Consider the following 21,066-nt stretch of genomic DNA (forward strand, 5'->3'; position numbering starts at 1 on the left):
TTTTACCCCTAGTATTAAATATAAAGAATGAAATTCTTTTGATGTTTCTTGAATACCCATATTCCAAGCAACAGGAAGCCTAACGAGAAAAATACACACAGCAAATTTTCTTCGACAGTCGGCCACTTTCCATACAGTAATATATCCCGAAACAATTCGATATAATCATACAGTGGATTAAATATCATCCAGGGCTTAACCCATTCTGGTAAAATCGAGGTCGGATAAAATATCGATGTTAAAAAATTCAATGCAGATAAGAAGACGCCGTATAAATGCTTGATGTCACGAAAATAAACGACAGATACCGATAGAATGAGACTGATGCCCAATGAGAAAACAAGGATATGAACGAAGACCAGTGGCAATAATATCAAGGTGATATGCCATTCCGTGCTCGTAATCAGCATAACCAGGAAGAGTGCTATCAATGAAAAGATCATTGTCGTGAAGGTCGAAAGTACACGGGAGAGGGGGAAAATATATTTAGGAAGATACACTTTCTTTATGAGTGAGGCACCATTCAGTATGGAGTCCATAGCCATCGTAGTAGATTCGCTGTAAAAATTAAAAAGCAGCTGACCGGTCAAGAGGTATACTGGATAATTTGGTATATCAAAGCGAAAAACCGTTGAAAAGACAATTGTCAAAACCAGCATCATCAACAATGGATTTAAGACACTCCATAAATATCCTAATACCGATCTGCGATATTTTATTTTTAAATCTCGTATTACTAATTCTTCCAGCAGCCATTTATAACGGTACAGGCTGCTCTTTACTATAAAGTTCATCATACACCTCATCCAATTCGAGAAAACTTGCCATACTTTCTCTTATGTGCATCCAAAAGCGCAAAATAAATGTATTTGAATTTCTTTCCCCTATCTTTTTCAAACAGAACGATTTTAATCAATTCTTTCATAATATATTTATAATACGCTTTTCTCAAAAAAGGATATTTCCTACTGACATAAATCAGGTTTCGAAAGATGTAATACTTTCTTAACGCTCCATGATTTAAAACAGAAAATTTATACGGACCTATCTGATAGGGTTTCGTATTTCCAAGCTGATGTTTCAATTTAATCTCAAAAAATGTTTTAATAGCAAGGCCGTTCTGTCTTGCGCGATAGGCAAATTCGCTATCAACCTGATCGATAAAAAGATTTTCATCAAAGCCACCAAGCTCCATCGCCCGTGAAACATTCAATACGGATCCGGATGTTATATAGTATGTTATGATTTGATTCTCAACCTTTTCTTTTATCAAAGGTCCATAATTCAAAGCATAGGAGACAATATTGTTAGATATCTTCTCACTCTCTTCTATTTTCTTGAAATAATCTTTTATGTTTTCCCCAGGAAATGAACTATCCTGGTCCATGGTTAAAAGGAAAGAATATCCATCAAGCTGAGCTTTCTTTAAAGCATAATTCAATGCGTAAGCAATTCCTTTATTCTCACCAAAAGGAACATACTTGACTTCTGAATGCGAAGCAAAGCACTTTGATAACCAGTCATTTTCCTTTTCACTGTTGTCTAATACATACAATCTGCTGATATCATGTAAATAGGTTATAATATTATGAATTACATCCTGGTCTGGATGATAAAGGATTACGACACCTGCGATATCCATTTCATTTCACTTCTTTACGGTCCTGGAGCGATAAATTATATAATTCCTTACCTTCCTGCCTTTATCTTTTTTACTAAGAAGGAAAAAATCTTATCGGGAAGATATGGAAGAACCAATTCAAATAACGTCGTATATTTAGACAGATATCTTATTTTCCAGAGAAATACGGCATCTTGTATATTAGGAGATTGAAAATAGCGCATACGGACATCAGCCCACCTGTTATATAAAGATAACCGGTTATCTCGAAGAAAGATATTCTGCAAGCGATTTAGAAGGGTTTGATAGGATTTTATATATTGAGAAACGTAATCTTGCTTACAGCTTACATTTGCAAACGGCTTTGATTGATTCTCTGTAGAAATCCTATATTTCATAAGTGGCTGCAACGATACTTCTATTGTTCCAGATAAACCGGCAATCAAAGATAACCACCAGTCATGGAAAAAAACCTTTGGAAACGGGAGTGCCATTTGGGCAATATCAGTCCGCATCATAACAGTACACCCAGTAATAAAATTTTTTGCTAATAAATGAGGCATGATATCCTCCCCTCTATAGATAACTTGTCTAGGGCGGATTTGTGTGATACTGTCCGCTACGACGAATGAGTTTTCATCTATAACGTACATATCGCTGCAAGCCAAAGTAACATCTTTTTTTTGCAGCAAGCCAATCAAGACTTCTAATTTATTAGGCAGCCAAACATCATCCTGGTCACAAAAGGCAATATACGATGTATCTGTCAAGGCCGTCAGTTTCTCAAAAACTTTATTCGATCCTAAATTCTTCTTGCCAGAAAAATATCGAAAGGGTATATCTTTTAGATATTTACGGAATAAATCCTCATAAGGGCGTGAGTCCTGCGGGTTATCGTTCCAAATATACACCTGAAAGTTTTGGAAGGTCTGCTTTTGTATCGAAGCCAGCTCTTCTTCCAGCCAATTGATGTTTGGGTTATATAATGCCATGACAACCGTGATCAATCTAGTATCAGACACGAAGATGCCTCCATTAAATCCAACCACGTTTCCCTGCATGATACCCGATAAATTTCAGGAGGATGTGTACAGCGACTAAAGGAATCGCCATCTTGCGTCCATTTGAATACAATGTCTGCACTACAAACTTTACGAATTTAATACCTTCACTGTTTACACCTTTGTATTTACTGAATACCTCAGCATGCTCTCTATGCAGCATGCCAATTCTCACGCCACGGGAGAACTCTTCATATAACGAAAATGAATGCGAATGATGTACGCGGGCTTCGGCGTTGTAATATATATAATAGCCATTTTCTATAAAAGCATCTGCAGCCAGTGTATCCTCCCCGAACTCAACATCCAGGAAATTTCCTACTGATAACAGATTTTGACGATTATAAACGGCAAAAGAATCCGAACAAAAAATTGTCTTGATGCCAAATCTGGAAATATCATCTTTGCTTTTCATACAGCTTTTTGCCGGATAATTGAATAACCTGCCACAGTCCTCTAAATCCTTCACTGTCGTATAGGGGAGTTGTCGTCCATAGGAAAGGCCTATCCGCGAATTATCCTTGAGTGGTTGACATAACTTCATAATTGCATCAGTATCTGCTAATATCGCATCCTGTGTCATAAAAATGATATAATCTGCTTGCTCATTCTCTACAGCCCAATGGCGTGTTTTTCCATGTCCGAAGTCATGCTTGTCAATGTGATGAATTCGAAAGCCGGCATTTTCGGCTTGCTGCAACGTAGCGTCTGTAGAACCAGAATCAATGATTAACACATCCTCAGGCATAACACCAGCTTGCGCAACAAGGCTTTTTGTTAATTGTGCAAAATGAGATCCTCCATTGTATGTCGGAATAATAATACGAATCGTTTTTCCTTCTAACATATTGTCGAGCCTTAATATACCCTTTCAATTTGCAGTTTACATTCACCTGATAAGTAACATACAATAAAATCATAGCACAAATGCCCCCCCCTACAAGACACTAACATGTTTTTTCGAACGCCTGTGGGAAGGGCCCTAATTTTTTGTACACAAAAAAGCCACCTTGGGAAATCCGAAGATTTTCCAAAGTGGCTTTGCTGTCTTCCAGACAGGATCTGCAATCAGATAAGGCGGTTCTTCTTCTAGTGAATGCGTTCCGCCGTTTCGAGATAGATGACCCACTCGGCGATGTTGACGGCGTGGTCGCCGATGCGCTCGATGTCCGTTGAAATCTTGAAGCCTGTCGCGATGACGCGCAGGTCGTGGGCGATTGGCTGCTGCTTCGCGATCAGGAGGATGCACTGATCCTCCACCTTGACGATCATGTCGTCAATATCATCATCATCGTGCATGACCTTATGCGCAAGGGCCGTATCGTTCTCGAGGAGTGCCTTCATGGCGCGCTCCACGGCCAGCAGGGCTTTGTCGCCCATCGAGGCCACCAGATCCTGTACGACCTCCAGGTCATGAATGTATTCCTGTCTCGTCTGCCGTTCCATATCAGCCGAACCTCCCTGTAATGTAGTCTTCCGTTTTCTTGTCATGGGGTTTCGTGAAGATGGTGTCCGTCGTGTCATGCTCGATGAGCTTGCCGTTGAGGAAGAAGGCCGTGTAATCGGAGACACGGGCTGCCTGCTGCATGTTGTGCGTGACCATGACGATCGTATATTCCTTCTTGATTTCCTGCACGAGCTCCTCGATCTTCATCGTGGAAATCGGGTCGAGGGCCGAGCACGGCTCGTCCATCAGCACGACCTCCGGCTCGACGGCCATGACGCGCGCGATGCAGAGACGCTGCTGCTGGCCGCCGGACATGCCCATGGCCGACGCGTTGAGGCGGTCCTTGACCTCCTCCCAGAGTGCGGCGCCGCGCAGGCTCTTCTCGACGATCTCATCGAGACGCTTCTTGTCCGTGAGGCCGTGCACGCGGCAGCCATATGCGACGTTGTCGTAGATGGACATCGGGAACGGGTTCGGGCGCTGGAAAACCATGCCCACGCGCTTGCGCAGGTTGACGAGATCGACGCCTTCGCGGTAAATGTCTTCATCATCGAGCGTGATCTTGCCATCGATGCGCACGCCATCGATGAGATCGTTCATGCGGTTCAACGTCCGCAGAAAGGTCGACTTGCCGCAGCCGGAAGGGCCGATAAGTGCGACAACTTTATTTTCTGGAACCTCAAGGGTCACATCAAACAGCGCCTGATGATCCCCGTAGAACAGGTTGAGGTTCTCTGCCTTCATCTTCATAGAAAGTTCCTCCTCGAACCGAAATTATTCCGGCTGTATATGCCGGAATGCCGTTTCAACATCTTCATTGTAGCGTAAGGAGGAATTCCGTTTGTTGCTGGGATGTAAATTCTATGTTAAATCGTCTTGCCGCACCGTTGCAGCACGTCATCGAGGAACGCCTGCAGGGCCTTGCTGTCGCTGTGCTGCAGCTTGAGCATGAGGCCGTGCAGGGCCTCGCGTTCCGCATGGCGGAGCCTGGCCCCGAGCAGGAGGCGGCCGGCGGCCTGCAGATACGCGCGCACGAGCTCCTGCTGCGCACAATTTGCAAGCGACGCCTGATACTGTTCCTTCAGGATATCGAAGTCATGGTCCGTGACATGGCGAAGCTCGCGGTCCTTTTCCCGCCTGGCATCGGCGGCAAGCGTCTGCTGCGCCTTGACGGCATTGTTGAAGTCCTTGTGGTAAAGCTTCTGGCTCAGGGCGTCGGCCCGCTGGTTGAAGTCCTCCATGCTGGCCGTGAAGTTCTGCACAGCCGCCGCAAATTCCGAGACGTGCTGGAACTGCCCCGCTTCTTCCGCCCGGCTGTCATCGAGTTCCTGCAGATGGCGCGCGGCCTTTCCCGCCTCCTCCTGCAGGGCCTCGAGCTGCTCGTCATAGCGCGCGAGCACCCTGGCGGCGTCTTCTGCCTGCAGGGTCTCATGCAGCTTTTCAAGCTGCGCATGAAGCGACTCGATGTCCCCGGTGACTTCCGAAAGCCCCTGCCGGTACCGCTCCATCGCCGCCTGAAGCTGCCGGACGCGCACCATCACCGCCGGCTGTTCTTGTTTCGCTTCCATATTCTTATCTCCTTTCGAGCTGAATCACCGCAGAAGTACACAAAAATACATATAAAATGTAAACGTCTTGTTTTCTTGGATAGCCCGTAGTATAATAATCATAGGCTAAGAAGAAGTCAACGCGTGTATCACACGCAAACGAAACGCCCCGGAGTTAGGCCCTCTGGGGCGTTTCTTCTGTCATTACGGCGACATCAGACCGAGGCTAGTTACCCATAAAAAAGAAAGCAAGCAAAAAATCTAGCCCTTTGACGATGTAGTAGGCCACTACATTCACCGCGACTGCTTGCCAAAAAGAAGAAGCCAACAAATGTATCACCTCCCACCTGTTACCAGAGTGGGGATGGGTAACAAATTTATTCTATCATAAAACAGAACGAAACAAAATACTGCCCAGCATCGTTTTCGTCGCTGACTAGACAACCGCGCGCTCCACCCGCAGCAAAACAAGGCAAACGAAAAAGCCCTGCCAGTGAGGCAGGACTTTTCATCGTGACGTTTCACAGCCGGAAAACGGCTCGGCACGGACGGGATGATTTCTATACCGGCAAGATCAGCAAGTACCCAGGGGCCCGTTCCCGTTATTGACGGCTTTCGTGCTCTTGCGCACGCGGATGACCGGTTCAAAGACGATCTGCTGCGGCTCGGCATGGGCCGACAACTCGGCCAGCAGGACCTGGCCGGCCTTCTGCCCCATCTCGGGGGCGGGCTGGCGGATCACCGTCAGCGGCACGCTCGTGATCTGCGAGAAAAAGATGTCGTCGAAGCCCATGACGGACACGTCCTCCGGCACGCGGATGCCCTGATTGTTGAGTGCATTCATCGCGCCGTAGGCCATCATATCGTTGAGGCAGAGAACAGCCGTGGGCTTTTTCGGCAGCAGCACGGGAATGGCGTCGTAGCCGCTTTGATAGCGGAAATCCCCCTGACAGATCAGGGCCTTCTCAAACGGGATCCCGCTGTCCGCCAGCGCCGCCGTGTAGCCGCGCAGGCGGTCGTCATTCGTCTTGAGCCCCAGGGGGCCGCAGATGCAGGCGATGCGCCGGTGCCCGAGCGACACAAGATACTCCACCGCGATGTACGAGGCCTTGAAGTTGTCAAGGGAAATGGTGCTGAAGCCGCCGCTCTCATTGAAGCAGTCGATGAGCACCACAGGGCGCTTCATGCGCTTCAGCGCCGCGAAGGTCTGCTTTTCCTTCTCCCCCACCGTCTCGGAGGACATGACGATGATGAGCCCGTCCACCATCTGATTGTTCATCATGTGGATGGCCGAGATTTCCTGCGCGTGACGATCGTTGGAATTGCACAAGAGCAGCTGGTAGCCATGTTCCCGCAGGACATCTTCCAGGCCCTTTGCCACCTCCGAAAAGAAGACATTCGTGATGTCGGGCAGGATGAGCCCCACGGTTTTCGTCTCATGTTTGATCAAGCCCACTGCCAGACGATTGGGATGGTAATCCATTTTCTTTGCCGTCTCCTTGATGAGCCGGCATTTCTCCTGCGAGATGCGATGCGGCTTCCCATTGAGGACCAAGGAGACCGTCGTCGTCGACAGCCCCGTGGCTTTGGCAATATCTTTCAGAGTAGTAGGCATAGGCTCGATTCCTCATCATCCAAAATAATTTGCTAACAGCTTATTATAGCACAAGATCGAGGAAAAATACGACGAGAGCTCCACATATTCATCGACGATATGCGCATGATCCTCGCGTCCGGGGCCGAACTGGATGCACGGCACCAAAGGATTCGTCCGCACGAAGATCGAAGCATCGGAGAAGAATTTGATGCCCTTGTAAACGGGCTCCTTCCCCGTCTCCTCTGCAATCGTACGCGCGAGAAGCCTGACTTCAGGAGCATCCGGCGCCACCTGTACGGCCGCGCGGTCATTCTGGACCGAGAAGGCCAGCTGCAGGCCAGGATGCGCCTTGCCGAGCTCTCCCGCAAGGCGCTTCGCTTCCGCGAGCACCGCCTTGTTCGGCAAGTCCGGCGTCGTGCGGATATCCATCGTGAGCGTACAGGTATCGGCGACCATATTGGCTTTGACGCCGCCCCGGATGCCCGTGAGGGTGCAGGTGGCAGGCCCGAGCAGGGGATCTTCATGCCGCGCGCAGAAGGCCGCGAGCCCATAATGCAGCTCATACGCCATATCGATGGCATTGATGCCGCGCTCCGGGTAGGCGCCGTGGGCCGTGCGGCCCTGGATGCGGGCCTTGAGCCACAGCGTGCCTTTGGCCGAGATGCCGATGGCATTATCCGTCGGCTCGGCGATGCAGACGACACCCGTACCCAGTGGAAGATGCGGGCTCATGGCCGTCGCGCCGAGGCCGCCGGATTCTTCGTCGGCCGTCGCCGCTAGGTAAATGTCACCCTGCGGCAGCTCGTCCCGGCGTGCTGCCTGGCGAAAGGCGTACGCGATGGCCGCGAGGCCGCTCTTCATATCACTCGTGCCACGGCCATACGCCCTGCCATCCCGGATGGTGAGCGCGATTGGCGGCACGCTCCAGGCCGTTTCATCACTGGAAGGCACGGTATCCATGTGACCACAGAGGATCAGCGGCTGCTTTTCTCCCGTGCCCCGCAGGCGCGCCACCAGGCTGTCACGCCCCGTCTCGCGGCAGGGAATCCGCTGCAGCGTGGCATGCGTCCCTTGGAGGAACTCTGTCAGGAAATCGGCCAGACGGCTTTCCCGGCCCGGCGGATTCTGCGTATCCGTCTCCACCAGACGTTTCAGGAGCGCGAGCGCTTCTTCCTCCTGCCTCATTGTACTCATGACCGTGTCCACCTTCTTATTTCTGTGTCAGATAGTCAAAGATGCCCTTCCAGAGCAGATCGTAGCCCTGCCAATCGAGGAATTCCTTCGGGCCCCAGTGCGGCGCGCAGTCAGACGTGAAGGCTGCCGAACGCCCTTTGCCGAATGAGCCGAAGGCCACGAGCGGGTCCCCTGCAATCGTCACCGGCACATCACAGCCCTCGCGCGGCAGCGTCTTGTTGTAGCCGAGGAAATGCGGCCACTCATGAGGCACTGCGGCAAGTGCGGGATGCGCATGCTCGACGGTTGGCGTCACGCCCTCCGGATGCTCCTCGCGGTCGTCGTCCGGCAGGCAGATGACAGGCAGGATGTCCTGGATGGCCGTCTTGCCGTAACGTGCCTTGCAGTCGATGCCGGAGAAGGAAAGATAGCCGCCGACCATCAGGAAGGCACCGCCATTTTTGACATACGTCGCGATAGACTGGCAGCGGTTCGGCATCTTGCGTCCTTCCTTGAAGGTTTCATCGGCCAGGAGGAGCGTATTCGAGCCGATATCAGAAAGCACGACACAGGCGTACTCCGACAGTTCCTCCGGCGTCCAGGGGAACCGCTCCGCCACATGCTGGCCCGGCAGATAGACAAGCTCATAGCCGGCATGGTCGATGGCACGCGCCAAGAACTCAATGCCTTCTTCATAGACACTCGTCGTAAACGTATCGAACCCTTTGACATGCGTCGTGAAACTCGTCCAGGATTCACCGCCGACTAAAATCTTTTTCTTCTGCATAAAAACCCCTCCTTGTTTATTTGCACCAGTTCAGGATAAGCGATGCGTAAATCTTGATGGCATCGATATATTGCTGGATTTCGACATATTCATTGACGGCATGGCACTGTGCGAGGCGGCCCGGGCCGTACTGCAGCGTCGGACAGAGCGCGATGTTGCGCCAGGTGCGGGAATCGCAGCCTGCCGGCGAGCCCACGATCGGCACCTCGCGCCCGATGGCCTCGCGGAACGAATCGCGGAAGACCTTGACGAACGGATGTGCAAGGTCCATCTCAAACGGATTGCCCGTCTGGTAGACGCTGACCTTCGGGCGGTGCTCGCGGAGCCAGGCATCGCCATCGGCACAGAGCATGACGGCGTCCGTAAACTCCCTGACCACCTGGTCATACGTCATGCCCGGCTGGTAGTGGACGCAGAGCTGGATGCTGCAGTAATCCGGCACCGTCGAGCCGGCATCGCCGCCCGTGATCACGCCGACATTGCCGGATGGCGGCGGCAGCAGCGGATGCTTGTACGTCAGCAGCCAGCGGTGTTCCATCTCTTCAAGCGCATGGATGATCTTGATGATCTTGTCGATGGCATTGACGCCCTTGAGCTTGAGGCCGGAATGCACGGCAATGCCCTCCGTCTCCACCTTGAAGAACACCCAGCCCATATGCGCCGCGATGAGCTCGTAATCCGTCGGCTCGCAGACGACGACGGCATCGGCCTTCTCACCGTGCATGGCGGCCACGAGCGAACCGTTGCCGCCGCCTTCCTCGTCGCAGACCGACGCGATCTTCACCGTGCCGGGAAGCTCGATGCCCGCATCCTGCAGCGCCTTGACGGCCATGATGGAGGCCATGAGCCCCGCCTTCATGTCGCAGGCGCCGACACCGTAGAGCTTGCCCGCCTCGATGACGCCGCCGTAGGGATCATGCAGCCAGTTGTCGTGATTGCCGGCCGGCATGCTGTCGACATGGCCGTCGAACAGGATGCTCTTCTCGCCCGTTCCCGGAAACGAGGCATAGAGATTGTAGCGGTCCTTGTAATCGTGTCCGGGATTGCCCTCGTGGTACTTTTCCCGGCAGGCCGTGATGACGGCTTCCGTCAGCGGGTCCTCCTTTATACGGGAAGCGCCGAGCTCCTCGAAGACGGTCCGGAGGTATTCCTGGCCGTTCTTCTCGAGACCGCCGCCGATGCCGTGGTCGATGTCATGGGTATCGCACTGGACCAGTTTGACGAGATGCTCGACATAATCGTCCCGATGGGCTTCAATGGATTTCATGAGATCTGTCATGATTGCTGTCTCTCCTTTCGCTTTGACTCCCAATCGCTCAGATACGCAACGAGTTCCTGACGGAACAGGATGGTTTGCTCAATGCCCGCCTCATGGGCGATATTGCCGACCTGCGGGCGGCTGATGCAGGACTCCCGGATGATTTCCTCGCGGCTGAAGATCTCTTTGGGCGTCCCGTCGGCAATGATGTGCTTGTTGGCCATGACGACGATGCGGTCAAACGTGTTGACGACGAAATCCATGTCGTGCGTGATGACGACGACACCGACGCCCCGCTCCTGCAGGTAGTCGAGGATCTTGCGCAGGATGGCCGTATGTTTGCAGTCCTGACCGGCCGTCGGCTCATCCCAGATTGTGTACAGGGGCTTTGTCGCCAGCACCGCCGCGATGGTCACGAACTTGCGCGTGGAATACGAGATATCGAACGGATTCATGTCCCGGCAGTGCTCCAGTCCCGTCAGGGACAGCACCTCTTCCGTGCGCGCCTTGATCTCTTCCTCGGGCAGGTGGAAGTAGCGCGGCATGTATTCGATCTCCTTGATGACCGTGCTGTTGAAGATCTGTTCATCGGGGTTCTGGAAGACGTAGCCGACCATGCGCGCAATCTGGGCCGTCGTCTTGTCTTTCGTATTGATGCCGTTGACGAGGACATTGCCCTGCGTGGGCTTGTAGAGGCCGTTCATCATCTTGGCCGCCGTCGATTTGCCCGCGCCGTTCTGGCCGATGATGGCCACGCGCTCGCCCGGACGGACCTTAAGGTTCAGGCCTTCGTTGGCGAGGAAGCCGTTCGGATAGTGAAAGGACACGTCCTGAAATTCAATTCCCTCCATGGATACCCCACCTTTCCTGTATCATCCGGCAGCAGGCCGCGTCCGTAATGGGGATGCCTTGAAGCGGCATGCCCTTGTCGGCGAGGTCATAGGCAAGCTGCGCGGCCTCCGGCAGTCTGACACCGAGCGAGGGCAGCGAGACATCGGAGAGTACCTCCTGGGCGCTGCCGCTGCGCACGAGCTTCCCGTCCTTCATGACCAGCACCTCATCGCAGTACATGGCGATCATGTTGATCTTGTGCTCGACGAGAACGATGGTCTTGTTGCGCTTCTTGAGCGTCTCGATGATGTCGAAGATGCGGCGGGAGCCTTCCGGGTCGAGCTGTGAGGTCGGCTCATCGATGACGAGGATATCGGGGTCCATGACGATGATCGAGGCAAAGGCCACGCGCTGCCGCTGGCCGCCTGAGAGCTCCGTCGGATTGTTCAGCGCGAGATGCTCGATCTCGAGGAGCTTCAGCACGTCGATGACGCGCTTCACGATCTCCTCGGGCGGCACGCCGAGATTCTCGAGGCCGAGCGCGACTTCTTCAAATACGGTTTTCTTGACGCCGCTGATCTGCGTGAACGGATTCTGGAAGACGTAGCCGATATCGACGGACAGGGCATCGACATCGAGGTCTTTCATATCCGTGCCGTCGTAGAGCACCTGCCCCGATAGCTCTCCCTTGAAGAAATTCGGGATGAGGCCGCGCAGGAGATTGCAGAGCGTCGTCTTGCCGCCGCCATTCTCGCCGATGACGCCGTAGAACCGGCCTTTCTCGAACGTGAAGGAAACGTCATCGAGCGCCTTGTTCTCGGCCAGGGTATACGAGAATGTCACATGCTTGAGTTCTATGCGATCCATACGTAAATCCTCCCGATTATGGTCAAAATCAGCACCAGGTCAAAGAACCAGACAAGAAGGTGCTCCGATGCCGGCACCTCTCGCAGGAGCAGCAGGCTCGTATGCCTGCTCGGCGCCGAGAACGCGCGCGCATCCATCGCGATGCTCTTTTCCTCGGCGTTCGAGATGGCGCCGAGCACGAGCGGCCCGAGCACCGGCACGAACGCCTTGGCCCGGTTCAGCATGCTGCCCTCCGTCTCGATGCCGCGGCAGCGCTGCGAATCCATGATGGTCTGTGAGGACTTGCTGAGGTCCTTGATGGTCTGGAACGCCGACAAAATGATGTAGGAGAACGTGTGCGACATGCCCCTCTTCTCGAGCATGTAGACGAGTTCATCCATCTCGGTCGTCTCCATGAACAGGATGAACGCGCCGCTGAACTCCATGACGAGGGCAGCCGAGATCAGTCCGAGATGGATGCCCTCCGGCGTGACGTGGATGCCGCCCATCTGAAAGAGGACGGTCGAGCCATTCGTGAATGCCGCACGCACAAGGAACAGCAGCGAAGCGAAGAACACGACGATTTTCCAATACACCTTCATGAAGGATTTGAATTTGCCTGCCAGTGCGGCAAAGACGAGGATCAGTGCCGTGAGGGCAAAGGCATACGCCACATCAAATACCACGAACGCGGATAACGTAATCGCAATCAGGATATTCGCCTTGCTCATCGGGTTCAGGTCAAGGACAAAATTGCCCTTGAGGCGCGGCTTTAAGTAATCATGAGCAAAAGACCAGTCCAATCTCTTCATCTCCTTTCAAACAAATATGGATAAAGGGGAACACCCTCCCCCTTATCCATATCACAGCTGTCGTCTTATGATATTTTATGACAGTTTACCGCGATTCATTTCCAGTCCGGCAGGATGTACTCGCTCATCGGGAGCTTGGCGAGGAAGTGCATCGGCATGCTCTTGATGATGAAGTAGCTGACGAGCACGCTCAGCGTCTTATCGACAAGGCCGAATGTAAAGGAACTGATGGTGACGGCCACCGGCACCGAAAGGCCGAGCGTCATGAGGCCGGCTGCGACGATGCTGTTGCCCGTGCCGATGAAGCCGCCGAAGACGAGGACATCAATCGGTACCGAGATGCAGGTCGTGATGACGGCGATGATGATGCCGAGCAGCACGGCACGCTTGAACGAATGGAAAAAGCCCTTCTTCGTGAAATAAGCCGAGACGATGGCCATGGCGAAGCCAACCACCATGTACGGCAGGACCGTCGGCAGGGAAATCGCATTGATGATCTGTGTGATGGCTGCAACAATAAGACCTGGAACGACGCCGCAAATGGCACCGATTAAGATCGTGCCGATGGCGTCGAGCCAGATCGGCAGTTTCAAGAGGATGGCGATCTGGCCGCCGACAATGTTGACCGCGATGCCAACAGGAATCAAAAAGACCGTTAACTTGCCCATGTTCTTCATGTTTAACACTCCCATCTCAAACGAATTGATTAAGCGTTTCATCAAGATTACTTCCAACGTTGAAGCCCGAGTCTCTTCAGTTGTTTTGATAAAACGTTTTATCTATGTTTAAAGTACCACAAAACCATGTGGTTGTAAACAAATTTTCAGAAAGTATTTTGTATTCTTTGAATGGGCAAATCTACAAAAGTACGTCTGAGATGTACTTCGCACAAATGTTCGACAAAGAAAAGACGCCTCGCAGCGGCCAGACAAATGCTGACTGCTGCGAAGCGTCTCGGCTTCCTTTTTTCAGTTCTGCTGCTGGACAAACGCGATGAACGCGTCCGTGGCGGCCTGGTCGGGCAGCTTGACCGTGTACATCTGGTTGCCCATCTGCGGCACCATCATCTCGGGCATGCGCTCGCACATGACCATATCCTTCCCGTAGCGCTCCATGATCTCTTCATGGCTGTGCACGTAGGAATGGCAGTCGCGGCGGCTGGCGTAGACGCAGCAGCAGTGTTTGCCGCTGTCCGGCAGGATACGGCGGTTCGTCGTGACCATGTCGGCCCAGATCTGGTAGACATCGGTCGAATGCGCGTAATTCATCATGTCCGGCGTGTAGCCACCCGCCGGGCGCATATTGACCTCGAGGCCGACGAAGTCCCCGACCTCGCCAAGGCCCGGCTTCGCCTTCGTCAGACGGAAGAACTCCAGGTGCACGAAGCGGCTCCTGACACCGAACGCCTTGACCGTTGCGCGGCCCGCCCGGCGCAGGGCTTCGGGGATCTCAGCTGCCGTGTAGTACGAAAGGTCGAGCTGCTGCAGCACGATGTCCATGACCGAGGGCGGCCATACCGTCATCGATTCGAACAGGGGCTCGGACTCCGCGTTGACGATGGCATCGTAGGAACAGATGTCGCCCGTGATGAATTCTTCCATGACGTAAGGCACGGCAGGGAGTTTCGCGAAGAAGGCCGTAAGGTCGGTATCCGAGGAGAGCTTGTACGTATCGCAGGCGCCGACGCCGACATCCGGCTTGACGATGACGGGGTAGCCGACTTCGGCGATGAAGGCGCGCGCCGCCTGCTCGTCCGTGACCTTGTGCAGGCGGGCCGTCGGCACACCTGCCTTGGCGTAGTAGGCCTTCATGGCCGACTTGTTCTTGATGCGCTGGATGTTGTCAGCCTGCTCCCCCGTCGTCACGTGGAAGTCCGTGCGCAGGCGGGCATCCTGCTCGAGCCAGAACTCGTTGTTCGATTCGATCCAGTCGATCTTGCCGTATTTGAAGGTAAAAAAGGCGACGGCCCGCAGCATCTGCTCGTAGTCGTCGAGATGCGGCAGATAGTAGTATTCCGTCAAAGCGCCCTTGAGCTCCTCCTGCAGGTCATCATACGGACAATCCCCGATGCCCAGCACGTTGACGCCGTTTTTGTGCAGGCGGTCGCAGAACTGCCAGTAATGCTTGGGAAAATGCGGGGAGATAAAAACGAAATTCATGATGTGTCGGTTCCTTTCTTACCCTTTCTTGCTTTCTTTCTAGTCTTTCTGTCCTTTACGAACCTTTACGCGCCTTTACGAGCGGCCTGAGCTGCCGGCTCCAGCCATCGCGTCCGTTCAGCCCGGCTGATTCGTCTCGCCGAGGACATACGGCAGGAAGTAAACGATCTGCTTCTTCCACCAGCACCAGTCGTGGTCGACATCGTAGCCCCAGAAGTCCACCCAGGCATGGATGCCCTTCTGCTGGAAGACATCGCGCATGAGCGCCGTCGTGCGGCGGCCTTCTTCTTCCCAGCGGCCCTGGCCGACGCAGAGCACGATGCGCTTCTCGTTGTACTGCCGGATATACGGATGGTCCTTTGGCATATTCGCGAGGAAATCGAGCGGCGAGTTCTGGTACAGCGTGCTGTCGAGCCAGCCGTCAAAGAAGAATTTAGCATCGTAAACGCCCGAGAGCGAGAGCATGGCCGAGAAGCACTCGGGGCGGCGGAAAAAGACGATGGCCGCATGCAGGCCGCCGAGGCTGCAGCCCGCCGCGACCGGCAGGCGTCCCGTGCCGTTCTCCTGCCGGATGAAGGGCAGGACCTCCTCGATGAGGTAGTTGTAGTACGCCTCCTGCCGCGCGGCGCGCCAGCCCTTGTCGCCCCAGACGTTCGACCACGTTTCCTGATCGACCGTATCGACGCAGAACAGCTGGATTTTCCCCTGCTCGATGGGCTCGCGCAGCGTATCGATCATGCCGAAGTTCTCGAAGTTGTCGCACATGGAATCCTGCGTCGGCAAAATGAGAAACGGCGTTCCCGTATGGCCGAAGATCCGGATATTCATATTGCGGTCCAGCCTGGGACTATGCCAGGATATCTCTTGTCGTTTCATAAAAATCACGCTCCATTTTCGTTTCGCGGGACTGTATGGTTTACAGTTTAACAAGTTTACCAGCAATTGTCAAAAAAGAGGTGCCGCCCGTCAGCTCATGGACCTCTTCCGGCCCTGCGGGCCACCTTCTCCGGGGATGCCACCGGCATCCCGCGCTTCGCGCCCATGCGCGGGCTACGACGCTTGTGAGGACTTGCAGTTGAGTTTTGTTCTTGCCTGTCCGCTCAAGGACCTCTTCCGGCCCTCCGGGCCACCTTCCCCGTGCGCGGAGAAGGCTTGGCGTCCCCTTTGGGGAAGCTGTCAGCGCAGCTGACTGAAGGGGTAGCGGCTCGCAGAAGCTTGTTATTTCCATATAAATCGAAATATGTGCAAAATCTCGTCCATGGACCTCTTCCGCCCCTACGGGGCACCTTCTCCGTGCGCGGGGCTACGACGCTTGTGAGGACTTGCAGTTGAGTTTTGTTCTTGCCCGTCCGTCCATGGACCTCTTCCACCGCTTCGCGGTCCCCCCTTCTCCAGGGATGCCACCGGCATCCCGCGCTTCGCGCCCATGCGCGGGGAAGGCTGCGCTTCGATGCACAGTTTGTGAAATACCGAGCGGAGGGATGTGTTCCGCCTGGAGGCGCGCAGCGACTGCCCGCGATAATACCTGAGGGAACGAGGGCGCATAAGCGGAAGCGGAGCGTTGGCGCCTGGCGTTAAGAAGGGATTTTTTCCCTTGCCAGCTTCCTGGCGAACGAGCGTCGTCCAAGCAGCGCGCGTTTCGCACGTTCGTCAGGCTTCGTTAAAAAGGAAAAAATCCCTTTAGCCAGCCGACTTCGCGCAGCGTTGCGCCCTCGTACCCGTCTTTCACATTTAGCTGCGCCCTGAAGCCGGAATGCATCCCGCAGCGTCATCGGTCATGCACAGATCCTCGCCCATGGACCCCTTTCGGCCCTGCGGGCCACACCCGGGGATGCCACCGGCATCCCGCGCTTCGCGCCCCCGGGTACGGGGACAGCTTTGCTTCGCCGTCCATGGACCTCTTCCACCGCTTCGCGGTCCCCCTTCTCCAGGGATGCCACCGGCATCCCGCGCTTCACGCCCATGCGCGGGGAAGGCTGCGCGTTGAAAAACAAAAGACAGCAGTTTGTTCTGCTGTCCTGTTTCCTGATTTATTTTTCTGTCGTCGTTTTGGCTGTAGCCTGCTCACGCTTTAATTGCTGGGCTTCGTGCAGAATGCTCTTGATGTTCACGAGGTACTCCTGCTCAGCCTGGCGCATGGTCTCGTAGAGCGGGTGGCCGAGCGGCTGCGAAAAGCAGGCTTCGTAGAGCTGCTCGAGTTTTTTGACGTTCTTTTTCTGCGTCAGGATGTAGCCGACGTTCTGCCGGCTGACTTTTGCAAGTGCCGCGTCAATCTCCGCGTGCAGGCCCTGCATCGATTTCGCCATGGTCTGCATCTTCTGCAGGGTCTGGCGGAAGCGGATGTCCTGCGGGTCGAGGCTGTCCCCGGCGGGCGTTTGCATGCCAGGCAGAGATACGTGGCCATGTGCATGATCATGGCCATGGTGGCAGCCGCAGCCGCATGTATGTGCTTCGTGTTTTTCGTCCATATGCTTCCTTTCTTTCTCGTCTGCCGGCAGACTCAGCGGATGTCGACCTGGCAGGACTGCATCGCGGCCAGGGCGCGCTCGTGGCTCGCGGGCGTCACGCCGGCGCAGCAGCTGGCCTTGACGGCAATCGTCTTCTCGGGGAAGGCAGCCTTGAGGATCATGGCGTTGGCGATGATGCAGATATCCGTGCAGAGGCCCACAAGCTCGATCTCGTCGTAAGCGGCAAGGTGCTTCGGCAGCTCGAGCGAGCCAAAGGCCAGCTTCTCGACGACGGCCACGGCCTCTTTGGCAAGCGGCTGAAGCTCCTCCGCGAGCTGCCAGCCCGCCTCGGGCTTGATGCAGTGCGGAACGGGCAGTTTGCGGCCCTCCTGCGTCGAGAGGTAGTCCGCGCCGTGCGTGTCGAGCGTGAAGACGAGCGCCGCACCGGCGTCTTTTGCCTGCTGCACATACGCAAGGAGGCGCGGCAGGAGCGCCTGTGCCTCCGGCGTGCCGAGGCTGCCGTCAATGAAATCCTTCTGCATATCGATGACTACGATACATTTCTTCATGGCAATCGTCCTTTCTCAAACTGCTGCCGAACATGCCGCCAGACGGCCCGCTGCGAAATCTTACAGTTTGTGGCCACAGGGCTTGCCCTTTTCAAACGTGTAGATAGCGTCAAAGCCAATCTCATCGCGCAGGATGGCGGCGGCCTCCTCGTAATGCGCGCCGAGCTGCGACGTCGTATGGCCGTCGGAGCCAATGGTGATGATCTTGCCGCCGAGGTCCTTGTAGAGCTTCAGGATGTCGCGCGAGGGCTGCGTATCGGGGAGATGGTAACGCCAGCTCGATGTGTTGATCTCGATGCCCTTGCCGTCGGCAATCGCAAGCTCAAGGACGGCCGCCACATGATCGCGAATCTTGGCGAACGGATAGACCCCGGCCGGATCGTAGCGCACGATGAGGTCGAGATGCGCGAGGATGTTGTAGTCCTTGTAGTTCTGCATGACGTGGTAGATGGCATCGTAATAGCCTTCATTGTATTCCTGCTGCGTACGGCCCTCCTGGAATTCACCCGTCCAGAAGCCCTTGCCTTCCGCCTGATGGCAGGAAAGCAGGATGAAATCCAGCTGATCCTCATACGCGTGGTAAAGCTTCTCAAACTGCGGGATCGTCTCCACCTGCACGCCAAATTCCAGGCCGCCCCGGATCCTGATGCGGTCTGCGTATTCCTGGCGCAGGCTTGCAAGCGTTGCAAAATACGTGGGGTAATCCACGTTGACCATCGGCTGTCCGGAAAGATAAACAATGGGGGCGTCCTCCGACGGGTCAACCGCGATGCCGTAATCAACGTGCTCGGCGAAACAGAGTTCCTGGAACCCGAGCTCGACGGCTCTTTTGACCTGGTCTGCCATCGGCGTCTGGCTGTCGCGGCTGAATGCGGAATGCACATGGTAATCTGCTTTGATCATTTCTTCATCCTGTCCTTCTCTTATCTGTCTTAGTCTGACTGTCGTACTTCCCTATCATATCACATCTTGCCGCCGGGGTCATCCCGCTTCTCCGCGGCAGCCGCCTCGCGCAGGGCCCGGAGGCGCGCGTCATGGCGGTCCCAGAAGCCCGTATCTTCTGCTAGAGCCGCCGCAAAGACGGGGGCCTTGAGTTCCTCGGACAAATGCCGCGTGACGAAGTCGCAGAACTGCAAATACGGCCAGCGCAGGAAGGCGCGGCGGGAAATGACGAGGCTCGCCTCATCATATGTATCAAAGGGCATGCCCGGCACCATTTCCTGATACGGAGGCTCCGGTGAGGCCGCATCATGCGGGAAAAAGGGGCTGAGCGTCACATACGGCTCCTCCTCTCCCCTCAGCCATTCCGTCTGGATGTCCCAGCAGACATCCCGGGTCCGGATCTGCCCGAAATATTCCCCGCCCGGCAGGATTTCCCGCCAGGCATCCCGCAGCCTCCTCTGCAGCGCCGCAAAATCCTGCGACGTGAAGTGCTGCCAGTTCCATCGATATGACATAACGCTCTTCCTTTTCTATTCCGTTTCTAATCGAATGCGAATCAACTCAACCTATACTGTATCCTACCACAACTTGCGGCTTCCTGGCATCCATGTGCGGGAAAATACCCGGCTTTATTTCTGAAACAAGACCTGGAACAAGGCTTGACAAAAGGAAAAAGCACCGCTAGCATGGAACTGTTGCCAATCCACGATGACAAGATGAAAGGACGGTTCGTATCCACATGCTGCCACCCATTCCCCTCAAATATATGCTGCCGCTCACGGGGCTGGCGGTCTCCGCCTTCGTGTTCAATACGTCGGAATTCATGCCCATCGGACTTTTGACGGACATCTCCGACTCCTTCGGCATGACGCCGGCCGCGACGGGCATCATGATCACGGTCTACGCCTGGGTCGTCGGCATCCTGTCGCTGCCACTGATGCTCGCGACCTGCCGCATGGAACTCAAGCGGCTGCTGCTCCTGACGCTCGCGCTCTTCGCCCTCGGCCAGGCCGGCTCGGGTCTCGCCGTGAATTTCCCGATGCTCATGGGGGCGCGCATCCTCGTCGCCTGCGCGCATTCCATCTTCTGGTCGATTGCCGCGCCGCTCGCCACGCGCCTCGTGACGAGGACGCATCAGCCCTTCGCGCTCTCGACGATCGCGACGGGTTCCTCGGTCGCCATGATCTTCGGCCTGCCACTCGGGCGCGTCGTCGGCCTCGCGCTCGGCTGGCGCATGACCTTCCTCGTGCTCGCCGTCATCTCGACGCTGGCCCTGCTCTATCTCTGGCGCGTCTTCCCCTCGCTCACGAACAACTCCACGTTCTCGACGCGCGACCTGCCGGCGCTCGTGCGCAACCCGCTCGTCTCGGGCATCTTCGTGCTCTCCGTACTCTTCGCCACGGCGTACTTCACGACGTACAGCTACATCGAGCCGTTCCTCGGCACGATCGCCGGCTTCGCGCCGGATGCCATCACCTGGACGCTCATGGTGCTCGGCGTCTGCGGCTTCTTCGGTAGCGTCTTGTTCTCGCGCTTCTACGGCCGCCACCGCTTCCCCATCTTCCGCGCGGGGCTCCTTGGCCTGCTCGTGGCGCTCATGTGCTTCCTGCCATCTGCCGCCTTCATGCCGTCGATGATCGCCTGCTGCATGCTGCTCGGCACGATTTCCACACTGTTCAACGTGACGATGCAGGCCGAGCTCATCCGCAACTGCTCGCTGGCCGCAGCGCCCGTCGCCATGTCCATCTTCTCGGGCATCTTCAACGTCGGCATCGGCGGCGGCACCTTCATCGGCGGGCGCCTGGCCGCCGCCTCGATGCTGCCCGACATCGGCTTTGTCGGTGCGGCAATCGCGGCCTGCGCCGTGCTCTTCGGCCTCCTCTTCTACCTGCCCCATGCCCGACGTCAGGCCAAACAGGAAAAAGTCAAATGAATCCGCAGCCAAAAGCCCCGGTTCCCATCAAAAGGA

General features: G+C 55.0%; 22 protein-coding genes. 1 reads left to right on the forward strand and 21 read right to left on the reverse strand.

All coding sequences use genetic code 11. The features are described 5' to 3' along the window. Nucleotides 1-14 precede the first annotated feature (14 nt). The 21 genes from DWZ54_RS09965 to DWZ54_RS10070 all read right to left on the reverse strand — a co-directional run bounded on the left by DWZ54_RS09965 (nucleotide 15) and on the right by DWZ54_RS10070 (nucleotide 19,612). Nucleotides 15-797, reverse strand: a complete 783-nt coding sequence (locus DWZ54_RS09965; RefSeq protein ID WP_118476034.1) for an ABC transporter permease — start codon at nucleotides 795-797, stop codon at nucleotides 15-17. A gap of 5 nt (nucleotides 798-802) precedes the next feature. Next, entirely contained in the window at nucleotides 803-1,642 is an 840-nt protein-coding gene (locus DWZ54_RS09970; protein WP_118475979.1) for a glycosyltransferase, read from the reverse strand. Between the two features lie 47 nt (nucleotides 1,643-1,689). Continuing rightward, a complete protein-coding gene (locus tag DWZ54_RS09975; RefSeq protein WP_158573648.1) occupies nucleotides 1,690-2,643 on the reverse strand; it encodes a glycosyltransferase in 954 nt (317 codons plus the stop codon). 13 nt (nucleotides 2,644-2,656) lie between these two features. Then, nucleotides 2,657-3,529 (reverse strand): glycosyltransferase family 2 protein, encoded by an 873-nt coding sequence (locus tag DWZ54_RS09980; protein WP_118475983.1) that lies wholly within the window; start codon nucleotides 3,527-3,529, stop codon nucleotides 2,657-2,659. Nucleotides 3,530-3,771: 242 nt separating this feature from the next. After that, nucleotides 3,772-4,128 carry a PhoU domain-containing protein gene (locus DWZ54_RS09985; RefSeq protein WP_118475985.1) on the reverse strand — a complete coding sequence of 119 codons (357 nt, stop codon included), beginning with the start codon at nucleotides 4,126-4,128 and terminating at the stop codon, nucleotides 3,772-3,774. A 1-nt stretch (nucleotide 4,129) separates the two neighbouring features. Continuing rightward, nucleotides 4,130-4,879: a phosphate ABC transporter ATP-binding protein PstB gene (gene pstB / locus DWZ54_RS09990; RefSeq protein ID WP_118475986.1), complete on the reverse strand. Its 750-nt coding sequence runs from the start codon at nucleotides 4,877-4,879 to the stop codon at nucleotides 4,130-4,132. Between the two features lie 116 nt (nucleotides 4,880-4,995). Continuing rightward, nucleotides 4,996-5,697 (reverse strand): hypothetical protein, encoded by a 702-nt coding sequence (locus DWZ54_RS09995; protein ID WP_118475988.1) that lies wholly within the window; start codon nucleotides 5,695-5,697, stop codon nucleotides 4,996-4,998. Between the two features lie 553 nt (nucleotides 5,698-6,250). Then, nucleotides 6,251-7,291 (reverse strand): LacI family DNA-binding transcriptional regulator, encoded by a 1,041-nt coding sequence (locus tag DWZ54_RS10000; protein ID WP_118475990.1) that lies wholly within the window; start codon nucleotides 7,289-7,291, stop codon nucleotides 6,251-6,253. 15 nt (nucleotides 7,292-7,306) lie between these two features. Continuing rightward, nucleotides 7,307-8,467, reverse strand: a complete 1,161-nt coding sequence (locus DWZ54_RS10005; protein ID WP_233541681.1) for a M20 family metallopeptidase — start codon at nucleotides 8,465-8,467, stop codon at nucleotides 7,307-7,309. Nucleotides 8,468-8,483: 16 nt separating this feature from the next. Beyond that, complete coding sequence (locus DWZ54_RS10010; RefSeq protein ID WP_118015661.1) at nucleotides 8,484-9,233, reverse strand: glutamine amidotransferase; 750 nt, start codon at nucleotides 9,231-9,233, stop codon at nucleotides 8,484-8,486. Nucleotides 9,234-9,249: 16 nt separating this feature from the next. Further along, complete coding sequence (locus DWZ54_RS10015) at nucleotides 9,250-10,512, reverse strand: M20 family metallopeptidase (RefSeq protein ID WP_118475994.1); 1,263 nt, start codon at nucleotides 10,510-10,512, stop codon at nucleotides 9,250-9,252. Continuing rightward, entirely contained in the window at nucleotides 10,509-11,342 is an 834-nt protein-coding gene (locus DWZ54_RS10020) for an energy-coupling factor ABC transporter ATP-binding protein (RefSeq protein ID WP_118475996.1), read from the reverse strand. The genes DWZ54_RS10015 and DWZ54_RS10020 overlap by 4 nt, the downstream gene beginning before the upstream one ends. Further along, nucleotides 11,329-12,189: an energy-coupling factor ABC transporter ATP-binding protein gene (locus DWZ54_RS10025; RefSeq protein WP_118475998.1), complete on the reverse strand. Its 861-nt coding sequence runs from the start codon at nucleotides 12,187-12,189 to the stop codon at nucleotides 11,329-11,331. The genes DWZ54_RS10020 and DWZ54_RS10025 overlap by 14 nt, the downstream gene beginning before the upstream one ends. Then, on the reverse strand, nucleotides 12,177-12,980 hold the full coding sequence (locus DWZ54_RS10030) for an energy-coupling factor transporter transmembrane component T (RefSeq protein ID WP_118476000.1): 804 nt from the start codon (nucleotides 12,978-12,980) through the stop codon (nucleotides 12,177-12,179). The genes DWZ54_RS10025 and DWZ54_RS10030 overlap by 13 nt, the downstream gene beginning before the upstream one ends. 95 nt (nucleotides 12,981-13,075) lie before the next feature. Further along, nucleotides 13,076-13,657, reverse strand: coding sequence for a hypothetical protein (locus DWZ54_RS10035; RefSeq protein ID WP_118476001.1), 582 nt, complete (start codon nucleotides 13,655-13,657; stop codon nucleotides 13,076-13,078). A gap of 291 nt (nucleotides 13,658-13,948) precedes the next feature. Continuing rightward, on the reverse strand, nucleotides 13,949-15,139 hold the full coding sequence (locus DWZ54_RS10040; RefSeq protein ID WP_118476003.1) for an acetyl-CoA carboxylase biotin carboxylase subunit family protein: 1,191 nt from the start codon (nucleotides 15,137-15,139) through the stop codon (nucleotides 13,949-13,951). 117 nt (nucleotides 15,140-15,256) lie between these two features. Continuing rightward, on the reverse strand, nucleotides 15,257-16,015 hold the full coding sequence (locus tag DWZ54_RS10045; RefSeq protein WP_118476005.1) for an esterase family protein: 759 nt from the start codon (nucleotides 16,013-16,015) through the stop codon (nucleotides 15,257-15,259). 1,154 nt (nucleotides 16,016-17,169) lie between these two features. Then, nucleotides 17,170-17,607 carry a hypothetical protein gene (locus DWZ54_RS10055; protein ID WP_118476008.1) on the reverse strand — a complete coding sequence of 146 codons (438 nt, stop codon included), beginning with the start codon at nucleotides 17,605-17,607 and terminating at the stop codon, nucleotides 17,170-17,172. A 32-nt stretch (nucleotides 17,608-17,639) separates the two neighbouring features. After that, a complete protein-coding gene (locus tag DWZ54_RS10060; protein WP_118476009.1) occupies nucleotides 17,640-18,155 on the reverse strand; it encodes a cysteine hydrolase family protein in 516 nt (171 codons plus the stop codon). A 60-nt stretch (nucleotides 18,156-18,215) separates the two neighbouring features. Next, a complete protein-coding gene (locus tag DWZ54_RS10065; RefSeq protein WP_233541682.1) occupies nucleotides 18,216-19,058 on the reverse strand; it encodes a histidinol-phosphatase HisJ family protein in 843 nt (280 codons plus the stop codon). A gap of 59 nt (nucleotides 19,059-19,117) precedes the next feature. Beyond that, nucleotides 19,118-19,612 (reverse strand): hypothetical protein, encoded by a 495-nt coding sequence (locus DWZ54_RS10070; RefSeq protein ID WP_118476011.1) that lies wholly within the window; start codon nucleotides 19,610-19,612, stop codon nucleotides 19,118-19,120. 224 nt (nucleotides 19,613-19,836) lie between these two features. On the opposite strand from DWZ54_RS10070, the gene DWZ54_RS10075 reads away from it, so the two are divergent. After that, a complete protein-coding gene (locus tag DWZ54_RS10075; protein WP_118476013.1) occupies nucleotides 19,837-21,030 on the forward strand; it encodes an MFS transporter in 1,194 nt (397 codons plus the stop codon). The last annotated feature ends 36 nt before the right edge of the window (nucleotides 21,031-21,066 follow it).

Origin of the sequence: Mitsuokella sp. AF33-22 (genome assembly GCF_003475755.1) — a bacterium.
Taxonomy (GTDB): Bacteria; Bacillota; Negativicutes; order Selenomonadales; family Selenomonadaceae; genus Mitsuokella.

Coding starts and splice junctions, on each gene's coding strand:
- DWZ54_RS10030 (WP_118476000.1), bottom strand. CDS start 12,980: ATGAAGAGATTGGACTGGTCTTTTGCTCATGATTACTTAAAGCCGCGC.
- DWZ54_RS10075 (WP_118476013.1), top strand. CDS start 19,837: ATGCTGCCACCCATTCCCCTCAAATATATGCTGCCGCTCACGGGGCTG.
- DWZ54_RS09995 (WP_118475988.1), bottom strand. CDS start 5,697: ATGGAAGCGAAACAAGAACAGCCGGCGGTGATGGTGCGCGTCCGGCAG.
- DWZ54_RS10000 (WP_118475990.1), bottom strand. CDS start 7,291: ATGCCTACTACTCTGAAAGATATTGCCAAAGCCACGGGGCTGTCGACG.
- DWZ54_RS10065 (WP_233541682.1), bottom strand. CDS start 19,058: ATGATCAAAGCAGATTACCATGTGCATTCCGCATTCAGCCGCGACAGC.
- DWZ54_RS10020 (WP_118475996.1), bottom strand. CDS start 11,342: ATGGAGGGAATTGAATTTCAGGACGTGTCCTTTCACTATCCGAACGGC.
- DWZ54_RS10025 (WP_118475998.1), bottom strand. CDS start 12,189: ATGGATCGCATAGAACTCAAGCATGTGACATTCTCGTATACCCTGGCC.
- DWZ54_RS10005 (WP_233541681.1), bottom strand. CDS start 8,467: ATGAGTACAATGAGGCAGGAGGAAGAAGCGCTCGCGCTCCTGAAACGT.
- DWZ54_RS09965 (WP_118476034.1), bottom strand. CDS start 797: ATGATGAACTTTATAGTAAAGAGCAGCCTGTACCGTTATAAATGGCTG.
- DWZ54_RS10055 (WP_118476008.1), bottom strand. CDS start 17,607: ATGGACGAAAAACACGAAGCACATACATGCGGCTGCGGCTGCCACCAT.
- DWZ54_RS10015 (WP_118475994.1), bottom strand. CDS start 10,512: ATGACAGATCTCATGAAATCCATTGAAGCCCATCGGGACGATTATGTC.
- DWZ54_RS10010 (WP_118015661.1), bottom strand. CDS start 9,233: ATGCAGAAGAAAAAGATTTTAGTCGGCGGTGAATCCTGGACGAGTTTC.
- DWZ54_RS09970 (WP_118475979.1), bottom strand. CDS start 1,642: ATGGATATCGCAGGTGTCGTAATCCTTTATCATCCAGACCAGGATGTA.
- DWZ54_RS09985 (WP_118475985.1), bottom strand. CDS start 4,128: ATGGAACGGCAGACGAGACAGGAATACATTCATGACCTGGAGGTCGTA.
- DWZ54_RS10045 (WP_118476005.1), bottom strand. CDS start 16,015: ATGAAACGACAAGAGATATCCTGGCATAGTCCCAGGCTGGACCGCAAT.
- DWZ54_RS10040 (WP_118476003.1), bottom strand. CDS start 15,139: ATGAATTTCGTTTTTATCTCCCCGCATTTTCCCAAGCATTACTGGCAG.
- pstB (WP_118475986.1), bottom strand. CDS start 4,879: ATGAAGATGAAGGCAGAGAACCTCAACCTGTTCTACGGGGATCATCAG.
- DWZ54_RS10070 (WP_118476011.1), bottom strand. CDS start 19,612: ATGTCATATCGATGGAACTGGCAGCACTTCACGTCGCAGGATTTTGCG.
- DWZ54_RS10060 (WP_118476009.1), bottom strand. CDS start 18,155: ATGAAGAAATGTATCGTAGTCATCGATATGCAGAAGGATTTCATTGAC.
- DWZ54_RS10035 (WP_118476001.1), bottom strand. CDS start 13,657: ATGAAGAACATGGGCAAGTTAACGGTCTTTTTGATTCCTGTTGGCATC.
- DWZ54_RS09980 (WP_118475983.1), bottom strand. CDS start 3,529: ATGTTAGAAGGAAAAACGATTCGTATTATTATTCCGACATACAATGGA.